15 protein-coding genes are annotated in these 16,442 nt (G+C 69.3%); 9 read left to right on the top strand and 6 right to left on the bottom strand.

Annotated elements, in window-relative coordinates; all coding sequences use genetic code 11:
* The 3 genes from GA0074694_RS06600 to GA0074694_RS06590 all read left to right on the top strand — a co-directional run bounded on the left by GA0074694_RS06600 (nucleotide 1) and on the right by GA0074694_RS06590 (nucleotide 4,299).
* Complete coding sequence (locus tag GA0074694_RS06600) at nucleotides 1-447, top strand: DUF5318 domain-containing protein (protein WP_091453997.1); 447 nt, start codon at nucleotides 1-3, stop codon at nucleotides 445-447.
* Between the two features lie 194 nt (nucleotides 448-641).
* Nucleotides 642-3,557, top strand: coding sequence for a transglycosylase domain-containing protein (locus tag GA0074694_RS06595; RefSeq protein WP_091453995.1), 2,916 nt, complete (start codon nucleotides 642-644; stop codon nucleotides 3,555-3,557).
* Between the two features lie 277 nt (nucleotides 3,558-3,834).
* Nucleotides 3,835-4,299, top strand: a complete 465-nt coding sequence (locus tag GA0074694_RS06590; RefSeq protein ID WP_091453991.1) for a DUF2690 domain-containing protein — start codon at nucleotides 3,835-3,837, stop codon at nucleotides 4,297-4,299.
* 199 nt (nucleotides 4,300-4,498) lie between these two features.
* On the opposite strand, the gene istB is transcribed toward GA0074694_RS06590, so the two are convergent.
* The 4 genes from istB to GA0074694_RS06570 are packed head-to-tail and all read right to left on the bottom strand — an operon-like array spanning nucleotide 4,499 to nucleotide 7,651.
* Entirely contained in the window at nucleotides 4,499-5,320 is an 822-nt protein-coding gene (gene istB / locus GA0074694_RS06585) for an IS21-like element helper ATPase IstB (protein WP_091453989.1), read from the bottom strand.
* Nucleotides 5,320-5,655: a hypothetical protein gene (locus GA0074694_RS06580; RefSeq protein ID WP_091453986.1), complete on the bottom strand. Its 336-nt coding sequence runs from the start codon at nucleotides 5,653-5,655 to the stop codon at nucleotides 5,320-5,322. Before GA0074694_RS06580 ends, istB begins: the two co-directional genes overlap by 1 nt.
* Nucleotides 5,655-6,899, bottom strand: coding sequence for an IS21 family transposase (gene istA / locus GA0074694_RS06575; protein WP_091453983.1), 1,245 nt, complete (start codon nucleotides 6,897-6,899; stop codon nucleotides 5,655-5,657). The genes GA0074694_RS06580 and istA overlap by 1 nt, the downstream gene beginning before the upstream one ends.
* A 59-nt stretch (nucleotides 6,900-6,958) precedes the next feature.
* Nucleotides 6,959-7,651 (bottom strand): AfsR/SARP family transcriptional regulator, encoded by a 693-nt coding sequence (locus GA0074694_RS06570; RefSeq protein ID WP_091453980.1) that lies wholly within the window; start codon nucleotides 7,649-7,651, stop codon nucleotides 6,959-6,961.
* Between the two features lie 314 nt (nucleotides 7,652-7,965).
* Here GA0074694_RS06570 and GA0074694_RS06565 point away from each other — a divergent pair, with 314 nt between their 5' ends.
* Together GA0074694_RS06565 and GA0074694_RS06560 are read left to right on the top strand one after the other, a co-directional pair.
* A complete protein-coding gene (locus tag GA0074694_RS06565) occupies nucleotides 7,966-9,471 on the top strand; it encodes a glycosyltransferase family 87 protein (protein ID WP_091453976.1) in 1,506 nt (501 codons plus the stop codon).
* 266 nt (nucleotides 9,472-9,737) lie between these two features.
* Nucleotides 9,738-11,084: an IS4 family transposase gene (locus GA0074694_RS06560; RefSeq protein ID WP_281189712.1), complete on the top strand. Its 1,347-nt coding sequence runs from the start codon at nucleotides 9,738-9,740 to the stop codon at nucleotides 11,082-11,084.
* 16 nt (nucleotides 11,085-11,100) lie between these two features.
* Here the strand turns inward: GA0074694_RS06560 and GA0074694_RS06555 are convergent, their stop codons facing one another.
* Nucleotides 11,101-13,341, bottom strand: a complete 2,241-nt coding sequence (locus tag GA0074694_RS06555; RefSeq protein WP_245714567.1) for an ICP22 family protein — start codon at nucleotides 13,339-13,341, stop codon at nucleotides 11,101-11,103.
* On the bottom strand, nucleotides 13,338-14,123 hold the full coding sequence (locus GA0074694_RS06550; protein ID WP_091453971.1) for a deoxyribonuclease IV: 786 nt from the start codon (nucleotides 14,121-14,123) through the stop codon (nucleotides 13,338-13,340). The genes GA0074694_RS06555 and GA0074694_RS06550 overlap by 4 nt, the downstream gene beginning before the upstream one ends.
* A 623-nt stretch (nucleotides 14,124-14,746) precedes the next feature.
* Here GA0074694_RS06550 and rpsF point away from each other — a divergent pair.
* From rpsF to rplI, 4 genes are all read left to right on the top strand, one after another.
* On the top strand, nucleotides 14,747-15,037 hold the full coding sequence (gene rpsF, locus GA0074694_RS06545; protein ID WP_091453967.1) for a 30S ribosomal protein S6: 291 nt from the start codon (nucleotides 14,747-14,749) through the stop codon (nucleotides 15,035-15,037).
* 97 nt (nucleotides 15,038-15,134) lie between these two features.
* Entirely contained in the window at nucleotides 15,135-15,650 is a 516-nt protein-coding gene (locus GA0074694_RS06540) for a single-stranded DNA-binding protein (RefSeq protein ID WP_091458767.1), read from the top strand.
* A 41-nt stretch (nucleotides 15,651-15,691) separates the two neighbouring features.
* Nucleotides 15,692-15,931 (top strand): 30S ribosomal protein S18, encoded by a 240-nt coding sequence (gene rpsR / locus GA0074694_RS06535; protein WP_091453963.1) that lies wholly within the window; start codon nucleotides 15,692-15,694, stop codon nucleotides 15,929-15,931.
* 14 nt (nucleotides 15,932-15,945) lie between these two features.
* Nucleotides 15,946-16,395, top strand: a complete 450-nt coding sequence (gene rplI / locus GA0074694_RS06530) for a 50S ribosomal protein L9 (protein WP_091453959.1) — start codon at nucleotides 15,946-15,948, stop codon at nucleotides 16,393-16,395.
* The last annotated feature ends 47 nt before the right edge of the window (nucleotides 16,396-16,442 follow it).

Genomic DNA, 16,442 nt, shown 5'->3' with positions numbered 1-16,442 from the left:
ATGCGTACGCAGCGCCAGGTGGTCGACTACTCGCTCCAGAAGCGGGCGGTGCTGCGTGAGGTCCTGTCCGGCCGGGTCGGCACGTACGACGTCTGCGACGCGTCGCCGTACCTGAAGAACGCGGCCCGGTTCCATGGCGAACCGACCGACCAACGGTGCCCGATCTGCCGACGGGAGAACCTGACTCACGTCCACTACATTTACGGGGACGAACTGAAGCAGTCCGCCGGCCAGGCGCGCACCCGGGACGAACTCCCGGTCCTGGCGCTGACTCTGCGTGAGTTCCAGGTCTTCGTGGTGGAGGTGTGCCTCGGCTGTGACTGGAACCATCTCGTCGAGCAGTTCCAGCTCGGCCGGGACGGCCTGGTCGCGGGCATGGACGACGGGCAGGAACAGGACGCGGTCGGTGGTCCGGCCGTGCGACGGAGGCGAGAGGCGCAACGGTGAACCCCGCGCCTCGGCGGCCGCCGACAACGACGACGAGCGGGACGATCGGCAGCCATTCCGGCGGATCGCCCCGGTCGGCGCAGATACCGCGGCTCCCGTCCCGAGATTCTCGGGCGGAGAGACCACGTGGCACAGCTCACGGCAAACCGGTGGTGGCGTGTTCGCGTCCCACCGCGACCGGCAGGGTGTGAGGAATGAACTCGTACGGCGATCCCAGTTCCCCGCATGGGCGGGCCCGGATTCCGGGCTCGGACGGTGACCCCGGGCCGGGGGCGGACGACGCGTACCGCCGCCCCGGCGCGGAGAGCCGGGGAACCGGATGGTCTTCCGGGCGCGATGGCGCGACACCCAGCGGCCGGGCCACCCCGACACCCCGGGCGGCCGGGTCGAGCGGACGCGCGTCGGTGTCCGGTTCCGCCTCCGTGCCGCGTCCCGGCATGGCCCCCCCGATCAGCCCGCCCCCGTCCGGCTCGGCCTCGGTCGGTCGGGCCGGTTCGGGTCGGGCGTCGGTGCCGGTGCCGCCCGCGGCCGGCGGTGCCCCGGCCGGTCGGGCCCCGGTGGGGAACGGCTCCAGCGGCCGGGCCTCGGTCGGCTCGGCGCGCCCGGTCAGCCCCGCTTCGGCCGGTCGCGCCTCGGTCGGCGGCTCCAGCGGTCGCGCCTCGGTCGGCTCGGCCGCAGTCGGTGGTGCGGCAGCCGGCGGGATGGCCGGCCGGGCCACCGTCGCCCGGGCCAGCGTTTCCCCGCCGGGAGGATCCGGCCCGGACCTGGACGGCCCCGGCGGGCCGACCGGCCCCGGCCGGCGCAGCCGCAGCCAGGACCCGGACACCCGGCGGCGGGCGAAGAAGCGCAGGCGAGTGAACATCCTGATCGCCAGCTTCGCGGTCCTCATCATGCTCGTCGGTGGAGGCGTGGTCGGCTTCACCTACTACTCAACCAACGTGGTCCTCCCCAACGAGGTGCCGCTGCCCCTGGCGACGACCGTCCTCATGAAGGACAAGAAGGGCGTCGTCGCCAAGCTCGGCAGCGAGAACCGCGAGTTCGTCACGATCAAGGACATCCCGCCCTACGTGCAGCACGCCGTGGCCGCCGCCGAGGACCGCAACTTCTACGAGCACTCGGGGGTCGACTACAAGGGCATCGCCCGCGCCGCCTGGAACAACTTCACCGGCGGTACCAAGCAGGGCGCCTCGACGATCACCCAGCAGTACGCGCGGAACGCCTATGACGGCCTGAAGGACGACTCGTACGCCCGGAAGGTGAAGGAGGCGATCCTCGCCTCCAAGCTGAACGAGCAGTACTCCAAAGACCAGATCATGCAGCACTACCTGAACACGATCTACTTCGGTCGGGGAGCGTACGGAGTCGAGGCGGCGGCGAAGGCGTACTTCGGGAAGTCGGCGAAGGACCTCGACGTGGCGCAGGCGGCGGCGCTGGCCGGGGTGATCAAGCAGCCGCAGGCCAGCGGCACCCATCCGGGGTACGACCCGACCAAGGGCCCGGAGGCGGCCAAGGCCGCACAGGACCGGTGGAACTACGTCCTCGGCGGAATGGTGGAAGAGGGCTGGCTGAAGCCCGCCGAACGGCCGACCGAGTTCCCGAAGATGCAGGCCGAGAAGTCGAACGGCTTCGGCGTGGACTCCCCGACCGGCAACGTGGTCAACTACGTCCGCAAGGAGTTGGAGCAGTGGGGCGTCTGCTCCGAATCCGGCGCGGCCGGGAAGGTGAGCTGCGTCGACGCGCTCCGTAACGGCGGCTACCGGATCACCACCACCATCGACCCGAAGATGCAAAAGGCGGCGGAAGATACCGCGCGCCAGGCGGTGAAGGGCTCCGAGCTCTACGACCAGCCGAAGAACCTGATGGCGGCGGTGGTCTCGATCGACCCGAAGACCGGCCGGGTGCTGGCCTACTACGGGGGCGACAACGGCACGCACATCGACTACGCGGGTTTCAACACCGACGTCAACGGTGAACTGTCGGGGGGCCACCCGCCGGGCTCGACGTTCAAGATCTATACCCTCGCCGCAGCGATCAACGAGGGTATCTCGGTGAACTCGCACTGGGACGCCAAGCCGTTCAAGCCGGAGGGCTTCGCCGACGAGATCGGCAACGCGGGCCGGGACGTCAGTGCCAACGGCCGCTGCAACCGGTGGTGCACGCTGGAGGAGTCGACCGTCCAGTCGTACAACGTGCCCTTCTACCACGTGGCCAGCAAGATCAAGCCGGCCAAGGTGGTCGAGATGGCTCGGCAGGCCGGCATCACCACCATGTGGACCCGGGAGCCGGTGAAGGCCTACAACCTGCTGAAGAGCGAGCCGGAGAAGCTCTCCCCCTCGAAGTTCGACGAGGTCATCGCCTACGGCCAGTTCCCGGTCACCGTGCTGGACCACGCCAACGGCCTGGCCACCCTCGCCAACGACGGCTCGTACAACAAGGCACACTTCGTGCTCTTGGTCGAGCAGCAGAACAAGGAGACCGGAAAGTGGGAGAAGGTCCCCGGCACCGGTGAGAAGCTCCTTGGGCAGCAACGGATCAAGCGGGAGGTCGCTCGCGAGGTGACCGCCGTGTTGAAGAAGATTCCCGGCAGCGTCGACAACGCCCTCGACGGCCGGGAGGCCGCTGGCAAGACCGGCACCTGGCAGTACGGCAACACCAAGAACAACGCGGACGCCTGGATGGTCGGCTACACCCCCCAACTCGCCACCGCTGTCTGGGTCGGTAGCAAGGATCCGCAGAAGCCGAAGATCCTCGACAAGAACAAGAACGACATCGGTGGTGGAGGTCTGCCCGCCGACATCTGGGAACGCTACATGGAGACGGCGCTCAAGGGCGCTGACAAGATCGATCTGCCGGAGATCACGGGCCGTGGTGACGTGAACGCGGGCAACGGCGTCGAGCCGCCTCCGCCGCCGACCACCCCGCCGCCCGGCCAGAACCCGCCCTGTGTTGACCCGCTGAACATCCGCTGCCAGGACCCCGGGGGTGGTAACCCCGGGCCGACCACCCCGCCTAACCCGACCACCCCGCCCAACCCGGGCAACCCGCCCGGTCCGGGCGGCGGTGGCGGCGGTGACCTGGTGTCACCAACACCCCGGTATGGCGACGACTGAGGCGCCACCACGTACCCTTCTCGGCCTGTGCCGTCGAAGCACTGTCCGACTGAAGTCGCCGGTTGAGCGGAACACCCTCCGCTCAACCGGCGACTTCTTTCGGCGCGGCTGCTCGGACAGCCCGTATGCGGGGATTGCGGAGGCTCTCCCGGCGGGCGCACCCCGCCCGGGCCGGTGCCGAACATCGGGCGATGAACCACGGCCGGCAGAGCCGGCAGGTGTGGCGGGATGATGGGAAAACGGTGACGGCTCCCGGCACGATCATCGAAGCGGCTACCTGTCCTGTAACGGCAAGGACCCGGTGGCGTTGGGCTGCTCCACCGCCACCACCGTGGACTACGTCACCGCGAAGAATGGTGTTTTCATCGAGCTCCGATACTCCTCGGCGTGCCAGGCGTACTGGACGCGCTATACGAACTACCCCGGCAGCACCGGGGAGGCGCGGATCAAGAGCACCATCGGCTCCACGGTGTACCGGAAGACGCTGGCGGGCTATGCGGGTGAAGAGGGCTGGACGCCCATGATGGCCGCGAACCAGAGTCCTGAGGCCTGTTTGTTCTTCTACGACTCGTCCGCTGGCCGGCCCGGTCCCCGACTTCGCGACCCGGCCGACCGGGTGGCTGGAAGCCTGCACGTAGCTGCTGTGCGTGACCGAACGGCGTGGGACGGATCTACCCCGATCCGTCCCGCGCCTACGTCAACCGCTGGCGATCGTGGAGTTGAGCAGCTTGAGGGCCCGTGAGGTCTCCATCAACACCTGGTGAAGTGCTGCCGTAACGTGCGGGGCCAACTCGATGGAGAGCCCCTTCCCGTCCGCAGAGGCCAGGAGGCGGCGGTACAGACCTTGCACTTCTGTGCCCGCACTGATTCCAAGGTCCGTGTGTCAACGACATTCGAAATTTGACCCTTTAGCGGCGGCCGAAATTTGACCCCCTGGTTGTTCATCGGTCGTCGTTGGTGGCTGCGGGGACGCGGCCGAGGTCGCGGTCTTTGAGGCGGTAGCTGTCTCCTTTCAGGCTGATGACTTCGGCGTGGTGGACGAGGCGGTCGATCATGGCGGCGGCGACGGTGTCGTCGCCGAAGACCTCGCCCCAGCGGCCGAAGGGTTTGTTCGAGGTGACGATGAGGCTGGCGCGTTCGTAGCGGGCGGAGATGAGTTGGAAGAACAGGTTCGCGGCTTCGGGTTCGAACGGGATGTAGCCGACCTCATCGATGATAATCAGTGGGATGCGGCCGAGTTTGGTGATCTCGTCCTGTAGTCGGCCGGCGTTGTGCGCGGTAGCCAGTCGGGCGACCCATTCGGCGGCGGTGGCGAACGCGACGCGGTGGCCGGCTTGGCAGGCACGGATGCCCAGGCCGGTGGCGAGGTGGGTCTTGCCGGTGCCGGGAGGGCCGAGGAACACCACGTTGTCTCGGGCGGCGACGAAGTCGAGGGTGCCCAAGTGGGCGAGGAGGTCGCGTTTCAACGAGCGCTGGTGGTCGAAGTCGAACTCTTCCAGGGCCTTCCGGGCGGGGAAGCGGGCGGCGCGGATGCGGCCCTCACCGCCGTGGGACTCCCGGGCGGCGACCTCACGGTGGAGGCAGGCGGCCAGGAATTCCTCGTGTGTCCAGTTCTCGGTGCGGGCGCGGTCGGCCAGTCGGGTGACGGCGTCACGCAGGGTCGGCGCCTTGAGCGCGCGGGTCAGGTAGGCGATCTCGGCGGTGGTGTCCCGGCTGGTCGGCGTGCCGGTGCGGCCGGGGTGGGTGGTGGTCTTGGTGGGCATCAGGCCATCGCCTGTCGCGTGGCCGGTTCGACGTCGGCGATGGTCCAGACGTGGACCGGGTGGCCGGCGATGGTGCCGTGGGCCTCGATCCACGTGTGCGGGCCGCCGGCGCGGCGCTGCACCGGCGTCGACAACGCGTGGGCGTAGGCGGCCACGACCGCCGCCCGGGCCGCTTCGGTGCCGGTGCGGGCCGGGACCTGGATGTCGATGTCGATGTCGGCCACGGTCACCGACACGCGTTGCGCGCCGACGGCGTCCATCAACGCGGCGGTGGCCAGCAAGGACGCGGCGGCGGTCAGCGCACTCGCCTGCGCCGCCGTGGTGGTGGGGGTCATCAGGCCACCTCCGCCAGGTCGTCGCCGCTGGTGCCGAGGATCCGGTCGTAGTCGGCCAGGTCCCGACACGCGACCTGGGCCGCGGCGCGGCCTCGGGGCCGGTCTTGATACGCCTGCCGCATCACCGCGGCCGCCTTCGTGTGCTCGGGGTCGGTGATGGTCTGCTGCCGGGCCCAGCACCGCTCGTGCTCGCCGACCAGAACACCGGAGCGCAGGACGCGCACGGTGTGCAGATCGGCGGTGACCTCGACCCGGTGCCCCACGGCGTTCGGGTGCACCGAGTAGTCGCAGCTGTCGAGCCGGACGTAGTGGTCACGTCCGAGTCGTACCGTGTGCCGCCAGCCGATCGCCGTGGCCTCGATCGGCGGCAACGCGCCCATCGCGGCCCGGTCCGCGCCGATCCGATCGGCCGGCGCCGCCGCATCGAGTGCCCGCTTCGGCCGGGTGTTGGCCAGGGCGATCCAATCAGCCAACTGGATGTTGAAATCGGCCACGCTGGCGAACCGGCGTCCGGGCAGGAAGGAGGTCTCCAGATAGCCGTTGGCACGCTCGACCAGGCCCTTGGACTCCGGATCCCGCGGGCGCAGGATCCGCACCCTGGTGCCCACCATCCCGCGTAGCACGCTGAACTGCGCGGTGAGTTTGGGCTGCGCGCCACCGTAGCGGCCCACCCCGGACTCGTTGTCCCACACCAACTCCCGCGGCACCCCACCCAGCTGACCCAACACCGCCCACTGCCCCAGGACCAGATCCTCCGCGGACCGCGTCGGGATCGTCGTCGCGCACAACCAGCGGGAATAGCCCGACACCATCACCAGCACCGGCGGGGAGGCCACCTGCCCGAACCCCAACGGAACCGGCGCCGGCGGGAACCACAGATCACACTGCGCCCGCTCGCCAGGCCCGTAGACAGTGCGCGAAGCCGGATCAACCGGCGCATACACCGGCCGCAACTCACGGACCCGTTCCTTGAGCACCGTCAACGACCGCGTCCAACCGATACGCTCCGCGATCACCGTCGCCGGCATGTCCGGAAACTCCTTCAACAACGCCCGGATCCGCGGCTCGGCCGCGTCCACGATCGAGCCCTTCGCCGCCCGCACGTACTTCGGCGGCTGCACCGACCGAACCGCGCTACGGACCGTGTTACGCGACAGCCCGAGCCTGCGTGCGATCGCCTTGATCGGCATCTGCTCGGCCAGGTAGAGCCGGCGGATTTCCGCCCAATCCTCCACTTTGATCACCCTCCATGTCTTAACTCAAGATCACTGAAGGGGGTCAGTTTTGACCCGTCGACACAGGGTCATTTTTCACGCGTCGTCGACACCGTGGTCATCCTGGCCATCAACTGGCGCAGCACCTCCAATGCCTCAGCTGTGCGACATGCCATGTGTAGCGCTTCAGCCAGCCGGCAGTGCAGGGCCTCGTGGTAGGGATAATGGTGGATCCAGCCTTGCAGGTCACCGGTTACGGCGCAGTGTCGAGACCGGGTGAACTCCAATTCGATGAGGGTTTCGATGACCTTGATTCGGTCTTCTTCCCATCGGACCGCTTGCGCTCTGAGTTTCTGGGAATCGATGTCCTCGAGAGCTGACCCTCGCCAAAGGCTGAGACTGTCACGCAGGAGCTTGATAGAGTGATCAAGCCGGCTCGAGCGTCGAGCCCGGTCCGCGTCCGCCCAGAGCGCCCGGAACTTGTGTCCGTCGATCCGATCTTCGTCAACCTCGAGGCGATATCCTCCGCCGACGCGCACTATCTGCTGATTCGGGATCGGCGCGAGCAGGCGGCGAAGCCTGCCCAGCCGGTTCTGGACCTGTTGACGTGCTGTGGCGGGCGGCTGCTGATTCCATACCGCGTCGATCAGGCGATCCACGGAAACGGTCTTGTTGGGCGTTATCAGTAACGCCGCCAAGAGATTTCTGGTGCGGGGGCCGGGTAGGGATATATGAGCCCCGTCTATCTTTATCGATGATGGGCCCAGAAAATAGTAATCCATTAATCCCCCGTGTCGCCGATTGAAGTGCGCCCAGCTATAATAGCTAAACTTCGATCTTTGTCAAGGATATTTAAAATGTTTGACAATGGAGTTAATTAGGCGGAGGCGCAAAGGTCGGGTGAGTGCCCGAACTGACCATCGCGTCCCTTGAGAGGGGTGCCGGGAGTCCGGCCAGGTGTCATCCGGCTCAGCCGGAACAGATCCGCAAGGTCCGGCCGTGTCCGGCACGTGCGGCGTGCGTGATCGATTGGAAACTCGTTGCCGCGGAGGCTCAAGGGCGCGACGTGGCGCTGACGTAGTGCAGGATGCACCTTATGAGCACGCAGGCGACCCCTGGCATCGACGACGCCGAGCGCAGCGACCATCCGTCCCGGTCCGACGGGTTCGTCCGGGGCGCATCCCAGCTCATCGGCGGCCCGCTCGGCGACCACGCGGTCGCCCGAGACCGGCCGGCTGGCTCGGAGCGTCGCTTCTGGACGGCGGTACGGATCGTGCTCGCCCTGACCTGCCTCACCCTGGCCCTGCACTGGGTGCAGAAGTCGCCCTGCCAGGACGGCGCCTGGCAGAACAACATCCAGTACACCCGGTTCTGCTACACCGACGTGCTCGCCCTCTACTACGCCGAGGGCATCAACGAGGGCAAGGTCCCCTACCGGGACCACCCGGTCGAGTACCCGGTGCTCACCGGGTACTTCATGGGGGCGCTGGGCCTGCCGGTGCACGCCGTCGGGGTGGACGATCCCGGCATCAACCAGGGCATGTGGTTCTACAACCTGAACGCGCTGGTGCTCGGCGCGCTGGCCGTCGTCACGGTCGCCGTCATCCTCGCCCTGCGCCGCCGACGACCGTGGGACGCCGCGCTCTTCGCCCTCGCCCCGGCGCTGCTGCTCACCGCCACCGTCAACTGGGACCTGCTCGCCGTCGGCCTCGGCGCGCTGGGGCTGCTGGCCTGGGCCCGCAGCCGGCCGGCCCTGGCCGGGGTGCTGCTCGGCCTGGCCGGCGCGGCCAAGATGTGGCCACTGTTCGTCCTCGGCCCGATCCTGGTGCTCGCCCTCCGCGCCGGGCGGGTGCGCGCCGCAGTCACCGCCCTCGGTACGGCGGCCCTGACCGTGGTCGCGGTGAACCTGCCGGCGGCCGTGCCGTACCGGGAGAACTGGGACCGCTTCTTCGAGCTGAACAGCACCCGGCCGATCGACTGGGGCACGCTCTGGTACATCGGGCGGTACCTCGACGGAAAGATCAATCCGGGCAGCCCCACCGAACAGGGGCCGTTCGAGTGGTTGAACGCCAACATTCCCACGCTCAACTACCTCTCGTACGCACTCTTCGGCCTGGCCTGCCTCGGCGTGGCCGGGCTGGCGCTGCTGGCCCCGCGTCGCCCGCGCCTGGCCCAGCTCGCGTTCCTCGTGGTCGCCGCCTTCCTGATCTTCAGCAAGGTCTGGTCCCAGCAGTTCGTGCTCTGGCTGCTGCCCCTGGCGGTGCTGGCCCGACCGCGCTGGGGGGCATTCCTGGCGTGGCAGGTCGCCGAGGTCTGCTACTTCGTCGCGTTCTACGGCGAACTGCTCGGCTCGGCGACCAGCCGGCCGGTCTTCCCGGAGGGCGTGTTCGTGCTGGCCTCGACGCTGCGGCTGGCCACGGTGGTGCTGCTCTGCGTGCTGATCGTGCGGGACGTCCTGCACCCGGAACGTGACCCGGTCCGCGCCACCTACCCGGACGATCCGGACGGGGGGATCCTCGACGGGGCACCGGACGCGCCCTGGTACACCCGCTGGCGGCAGCGCACGACGGCGCCAGCACCGGACGGTGCCGCCGCGACCTGACTGACCGTCGGCCCCGGTGGCTCCGGACGTCTCCGCAGCTCTGGCCCCGGGGTTGCTCCGCGGAGGTGCTGGCCGACGCGCGAACCCTCCGAGGGGCGTGCGACCCCTAGAGGCAACGCCGCTCGGTTAAGGCGTTGTGGTGGCTGTCGAGGGGTGTGTCGTTCGGGCATGAGGAAGCGGAGTTCCGGTATTGAGGTGAGTCACTCCAAGACACCCTCGAGACCAGGAACTCCGCTTTGGTTGATCAGATTGCCATAACCCGTACGGTGAGGGTAGCCGCGGGTGTGTTCGCACCGGGTCATCTGGGTGAGTTGACCCAGTTCATACCCTTCGAGATGGTCGATGAGATCCTCGCTGCGACCCGCCGTACGCAGCAGCGGATCCGACTGCTGCCGGCCCGGGTGGTGGTCTATCTCGTTCTGGCAGGTTGTCTGTTCGCCGAACTCGGCTACGGGCAGGTGTGGCAGAAACTGACCGCCGGTCTGGCCGGGCTGGGCCTGGCCGAGCCGTCCTCGGGGACGTTACGTGAGGCACGGCAGCGGCTCGGGTCCGCGCCGCTGCGGGCGTTGTTTGATCTGCTCCGTGGCCCGGCCGTCACCACGGCGAACCATGCCGTGCGCTGGCGGGGGCTGCTGGTGACCGCGATCGACGGGACCATGATGTCGGTAGCCGACGCCGAGGCGGTCCGGGACCGTTACCGCAAACAACGGGGTAACCACGGCGGGGCCGGCTACCCGGCAGTGAGGCTGAGTGTCCTGCTGACCTGCGGCACCCGCTCGATCATCGACGCCGTGTTCGGCCCGGTCAGCACCGGTGAACTCGACCAGGCCCGCACCCTGGCCCGTAGCCTGCGGGCCGGGATGCTGTTGCTGGCCGACCGTAACTATGCCGCCGCCGACCTCATCACCACACTCGCCGCGACCAGGGCCGACCTGCTGATCCGCTGCAAGAACGGCCGCCGCCTGCCCGTGATCACCCGCTACCGCGACGGGTCCTGGCTCTCGACGATCGGCACGGTACGGGTGCGGGTCATCGACGCCCAGATCAGCGTCACCACCACCGACGGCATCCGCACCGGTGGCTACCGGCTGATCACCACCCTGCTCGACCCGCACACCCATCCCGCCGGCGAATTGATGAAGCTGTATCACCGCAGATGGGAGATCGAAACCGCCTATCTGGAGCTGAAATCCAGCATCCTCGGCGGCCGGGTCCTGCGTGCCCGCACCCCCGGCGGCATCGACCAGGAGATCTACGCCCTGCTCACCGTCTACCAGGTCCTCCGCACCGCTATGACCGATGCCACCGACAGCCAGCCCGCCACCAGCCCCGACCGGGCCAGCTTCACCATCGCCCTGAACACCGCCCGCGACCAGATCACCAACGCCGCCGGCGTCATCGCTGACACGGTCATCGACCTGGTCGGCGCCATCGGCCGCGTGGTCCTGGCCCACCTGCTACCCGACCGCCGGATCCGGGTGAAAACCCGGATGATCAAACGCTCGAACTCCAAGTACCAAGCCCGCGGACCCAACATAGACCGGCGCAGCTACAAAGCCACCATCGCAATCGACATCATCACAAACCATTGCGAAACACCCGCCGGACCTTAACCGAGCGGCGTTGCCCCTAGAGGTGGTAGACCACGGCGTCGCCGATCTCCTCCCGACGGATGCCGAGCCCGTCGACCGGCAGCTCGACGGCGGCCTCGAACGGGGTACCGGCGGCCTGCGTACGGGGGACGACCACCGTCCGCACCCCGAGCCGCCGCAGGTGGTCGATGCTGACCGGGTCGGGGAAGGTCTGCGTCGCCTGCCGCGTCTCGGTCAGCTTCATCGGGGTGAAGCCGCTGCCGCCGTTGACCACGTCCGGGAACCGGGTGGTCGTCCAGAGCATCACCGGCTGGTCGAGGTTCTGCCCGCTGGGCAGCACCAGCACCGGTCCCTCCACGGTCCGCATCGCCGCAGGCTGGGGCGGCACCACCGGGTGCGGCGTCGCGTTCAGTCCCTCCACGACCACCAGCAGCAGCGGCAGCAGGGTCGCCGCCCGCAGCCACGGGCCGGGCCAGGGCGGGATCCGCTGGGCGGCGATCTCACGTACCCGCATGGCGAAGGTGGTGAGGGTGCCGGCGGCGAGCAGCCCGAGCAGCAGGGTGGTCCAGAGCATCAGCCGTCCCGGCGTCCGGATGCCGTCCCAGCCGGGCAGGTGCTCGACGAGCGGGACGTAGGTGAAGGTGCCGCCGAAGAACCGGGTGCCCATAGCCAGCACCATGCTGACCAGCACCCCGGCGAGCAGCAGCAGTCGGTGGCGCACCCGCCACACCGAGAAGAACAGCCCACCGAGGGCGAGCGCGTAGAGCACGAAGCCCGGTAGCAGGGTCATCTCCGGGTGCCAGGGCAGCGCGGCCCGCGCTCCTTCGTGCAGGCCACCCCAGATCCGCGACTCGGCGGGCGCGGTCAGGAAACCGAAGGCCGGCGGCGAGTAGATGTCGATGTCGCCGATGCTGCGCCGGGCGTTCGGGTGCTGCTCCGCCACGGTGAAGTACGGGATGGCCAGCAGCGCGCCGGTCGCGGCGAAGACCAGACCGCCGACCACGTCGGTGATCAGCAGCCGGGCGCCGAACGGGTGGCGGACCGGGCGGATCCAGTACCGGCGCAGGTACCAGGTGAGCGTGGCGACCAGCACGACTCCGGCCAGCACGTACGCGAACGGCAGGCCGATGCCGAAGCCGAGGCTGAGCTGCCAGGCGGCGACCAGCCACCCGGCCAGCGCCCAGCCGGCGTGCCGCCGCTTCGGGCGGTAGCCGTACCGCAGCGACCAGCCGTGCCCCCGGGCCAGCATGGCCAGTGCCAGCGGGATGCCGCCGTTGGAGATGACGTGCAGGTGACCGGCCTGCGCCAGCAGCCAGGGCGCGTACGCGTAGCCCACCCCGGCCGCCGCCGCGCCGATCCGGCCCGCGCCGAGCTGCCGGGCCAGCGCGTACGCCCCCAGCGTGGCCAGCGCGTGCGCGAGCACGAAGAGGATGTTGTAGCGGAGAACGGCGGCCTCGGGGCCGGTACCGATCATCCCGGCCGGGGCGTACCCGAGGAGGGTGTCGGAGAAGGCGAAGCTCCACGGCTCCGGGTAGAAGGTGTTCGCCTGCCACAACTGGGCGGGGTCGGTCAGCAGGATGTGCCCGGACCAGGCGACCTGCCAGGCCTGGAGAGCCGGGTCGTAGTAGTCCTGCGGGAGCGTGTAGAGCGGGTAGCGCAGCGTCGGCCAGGTCAGCAGGACGGCCAGCACCAGCGAGCCGAGGGTCGCCAGCGTCCACTCGTGGACCAGGAACCGGCCGACCGCGCGCGCCGCCCGCCGGAGCCGCCCCGGCACGCTCTCCGGGGCCGGCCCGAACGCCTGCCAGGGGTCCGACGGCTCATCGCCGGTGGCGTCGGCGCGCTCCGTGGCGTCCTTGCCGTCCGCGGCCTTTCCGGTGTCCTTGCCGTCCTTGCCGTCCGCGGCCCTTCCGGTGTCCTTGCCGTCCTCGACCTTCTTGCTGTCGTTGGCCTTGCCGTTCTTGGCCTGCCCGCCGTCCTCGACCGTCTGGCTGTTCTCCGCCTTCTCGCCGTCCCGGGGGTCCTCCCGTTTCCCGGTGACGTCCGGGTCCACGGCGTCGCTCGGCTTCCCGGCGTCCTCCGGGGGCGCGGTGACGGTCGTGGTGTTGGCGGCGTTCGTGGTGCCGGCGGCGTTCGCTGCCGTTCCGGCCGGTGCCGGGTCGGCGTCCGGCGTGCTCCCGGGACCCGTCGGGTCCGGGGCGGTCACTCCCGTCGCGGTCCGGTCGACGGCGGTTCCCGGCTCGGGGCCGGTCCGTGTCGTGTCGGACGTCCCGCTGCTCATGCCGACGTCCCGCCCAGCCGTTCCCGGAGGAAGGCGATGTCGGCACCCTGCCCGTCGACCCCGCCCGGGGTCTCGACGATCACCGGTGCGCCGGCCGCCCGGATCACCGCCACCACCAGTTCCGGATCGATCGTGCCGCCGGTCAGGTTGTCGTGCCGGTCCCGGCCGGAGTCGAAGGCGTCCTTGGAGTTGTTGGCGTGGATCAGGTCGATCCGTCCGGTCACCGCCTTGACCCGGTCCACCAGGTCGAGCAGTTCCTCCCCACCGGCGTGGGCGTGGCAGGTGTCCAGACAGAATCCGACGTCGTAGGCGCCCACCGCGTCCCAGAGCCGGGCCAGCGCGTCCAGCCGCCGGGCGCAGGCGTTCTCCCCGCCGGCGGTGTTCTCGATCAGGACCGGCACGCCGAACCCGCCGTTGTCCGCGGCGTACGCGAAGGTCTTGCGCCAGTTGTCGAAGCCGGTCGCCAGGTCGTCGCCGGCGTTGACGTGACCGCCGTGCACGATCACCCCCTTCGCGGCGATGCCGGCTGCGGCAGTCGCGTGCCCGAGCAGCAGCTTCCGGCTCGGGATCCGGATCCGGTTGTTGGTCGTGGCGACGTTGATGACGTACGGCGCGTGGACGTAGATGTCGACCTCCGCGGCGCGCAGGCGGTCGGTGTCCTCTCTCGGCTTCGGTGCCTTCCATCCCTGCGGGTCGGAGAGGAAGAACTGCACGGCGTCGGCGGCTCGGGACGCCGCCTCCGCGAGCGGGTCGGCCGAGTCGACGTGGGCTCCGATACGCATGCAGGCGAGCCTACGTGGCGGTCGTCGCCGTCGGGTGACGGCAAGGGCCGTCGTGCGGCCCGCGTCGCGTCGTCCGTGGGGCCCCGCCCCGGCCGGCGTCACCCTGCTCCGGAGTGGTCGTTGACCTGGTGGGAGCCCGAATCACCCGCGTGGACCGGGCCACCCACCGTCCTACGGCCCGGCGGGCGACGGGAGCGCCCCCGGAGGCCCAGATCCCAGCAATTAGGGCATTTCGCTCAGCAGGTGGCAACACATGCTGTAGCTTCAGATAACAACACGATATAGCTCCGCGGGGTGCTTCCGGTCCAACCTCATCGGTGTGGTCGTTCCTCCCCAGGTCCCACCCAAGGAATGCGGACCGGGCGCCCCGCGGCCCCAGTGGACCGGGGCCCACTCCCGTCGTGTGCGACGAGCGGGAGAGGGCCCCGGTCCCCTTTCCGCCCCGGCCCCCGCCGGTACGCCACGCGATGTGTCCGGCCGTCGCCGGCATGATCGTCGGGACCGGGTATCCTTGCCCGGTTGCCCGTCGCCGGCTGGGTTCCCCCAGGCCGGACCGGGCACGACGCACGACCTCCTGCCACGGAAGGACCGTGGCCGCCTAGCCCACAGGAGGTGAGCACGTCTTGCGTCATTACGAGATCATGGTGATCCTCGACTCCAGCCTCGAGGAGCGCACCGTCGCCCCGTCGCTCGACACGTACCTGAACGTGATTCGGACTGCGGGTGGCTCGGTGGAGAAGACCGACGTGTGGGGCCGCCGGCGCCTCGCGTACGAGATCAACAAGAAGACTGAGGGCATCTACGCCGTCATCGACCTGCAGGCGACGCCCGCAGCGGTGGCCGAGCTGGACCGTCAGTTGCGTCTCAACGAGTCCGTGCTGCGCACCAAGGTCATCCGGCCGGAGATGCGCTAAGCGTCCACCCCCCGGTTCGCCCGGATCGAACTCGTCGGCTCTGTCGTACGGCTCTGCGAGCCTGTGCAGCGTCTGACGAGTGTGCGAGGAGATGGTCATGGCAGGAGACACCACCATCACGGTCATCGGCAACCTGACCGATGACCCTGAGCTGCGTTTCACCCCCTCGGGTGCGGCGGTCGCCAAGTTCCGGGTCGCATCCACGCCCCGGTTCCTGGACAAGGCCTCCGGCGAGTGGAAGGACGGCGAGCCGTTGTTCCTCTCGTGCACCGTCTGGCGCCAGGTCGCCGAACACGTCGCCGAGTCGCTCCAGCGGGGCGCCCGGGTGATCGTGTCCGGCCGGCTGCGGCAGCGGTCGTACGAGACCCGCGAGGGCGAGAAGCGCACCGTCATCGAGCTTGAGGTCGACGAGATCGGCCCGTCGCTGCGGTACGCCACGGCGAAGGTGCAGAAGATGTCCCGCTCCGGCGGTGGCGGCGGCTTCGGCGGCGGCGGTGGTGGTGGTGGCCAGGGCGGCGGAGGTAACTTCGACGACCCCTGGGCATCGGCTGCACCGGCCCCCTCCCGCAGCGGTTCGGGCGGCGGAAACTTCGACGAGGAGCCCCCGTTCTAATGGCGCCGAGCGCCCGCGATCGCAAACCAGGAGCACGAGCAATGGCCAAGGCTGCGGCACTGCGCAAGCCGAAGAAGAAGGTGAACCCGCTCGACAAGGACGGGATCAACTACATCGACTACAAGGACACCGCGCTGCTGCGCAAGTTCATCTCCGACCGCGGCAAGATCCGCGCTCGGCGGGTGACCGGCGTCACCTCGCAGCAGCAGCGCCAGATCGCTCGTGCGGTCAAGAACGCCCGTGAGATGGCGCTCCTGCCGTACACGGCCACCACCCGCTGAGAGGAGGCACCGAAATGAAGATCATCCTGACGCAGGAGGTGTCCGGTCTCGGTGCCCCGGGCGACATCATCGAGGTCAAGGACGGCTACGGCCGGAACTACCTGCTTCCGCAGGGCTTCGCGATCGCCTGGACCAAGGGTGCGGAGAAGCAGGTCACGGTGATCAAGCGGGCCCGCTCGGCCCGTGAGATCCGCGACCTCGGCCACGCCAGCGAGGTCAAGACGCAGCTCGAGGGCCTGAAGGTCAACCTGACGGCCCGCGCCGGTGACGGCGGGCGGCTCTTCGGCTCGGTCACCCCGGCCGAGATCGTCGACGCCGTCAAGGCGGCCGGCGGCCCGACCCTCGACCGGCGTCGGCTGGAGCTGCCGGGTCACATCAAGTCGCTCGGCTCGTACCCGGTGCGGATCAAGCTGCACCCCGAGGTCACGGCCAAGTTCGACCTGAACGTGGTCCAGAGCAAGTAACCACGGCACCACCTGCGAGAGGCCCGCACCGAGCCGGTGCGGGCCTC

This window comes from Micromonospora inyonensis (assembly GCF_900091415.1).
In the GTDB taxonomy this organism is placed as follows: Bacteria; Actinomycetota; Actinomycetes; order Mycobacteriales; family Micromonosporaceae; genus Micromonospora; species Micromonospora inyonensis.
The sequence above is the reverse complement of the archived record's forward strand: the minus strand, read 5'-3'. Positions and strand labels throughout refer to the sequence as shown.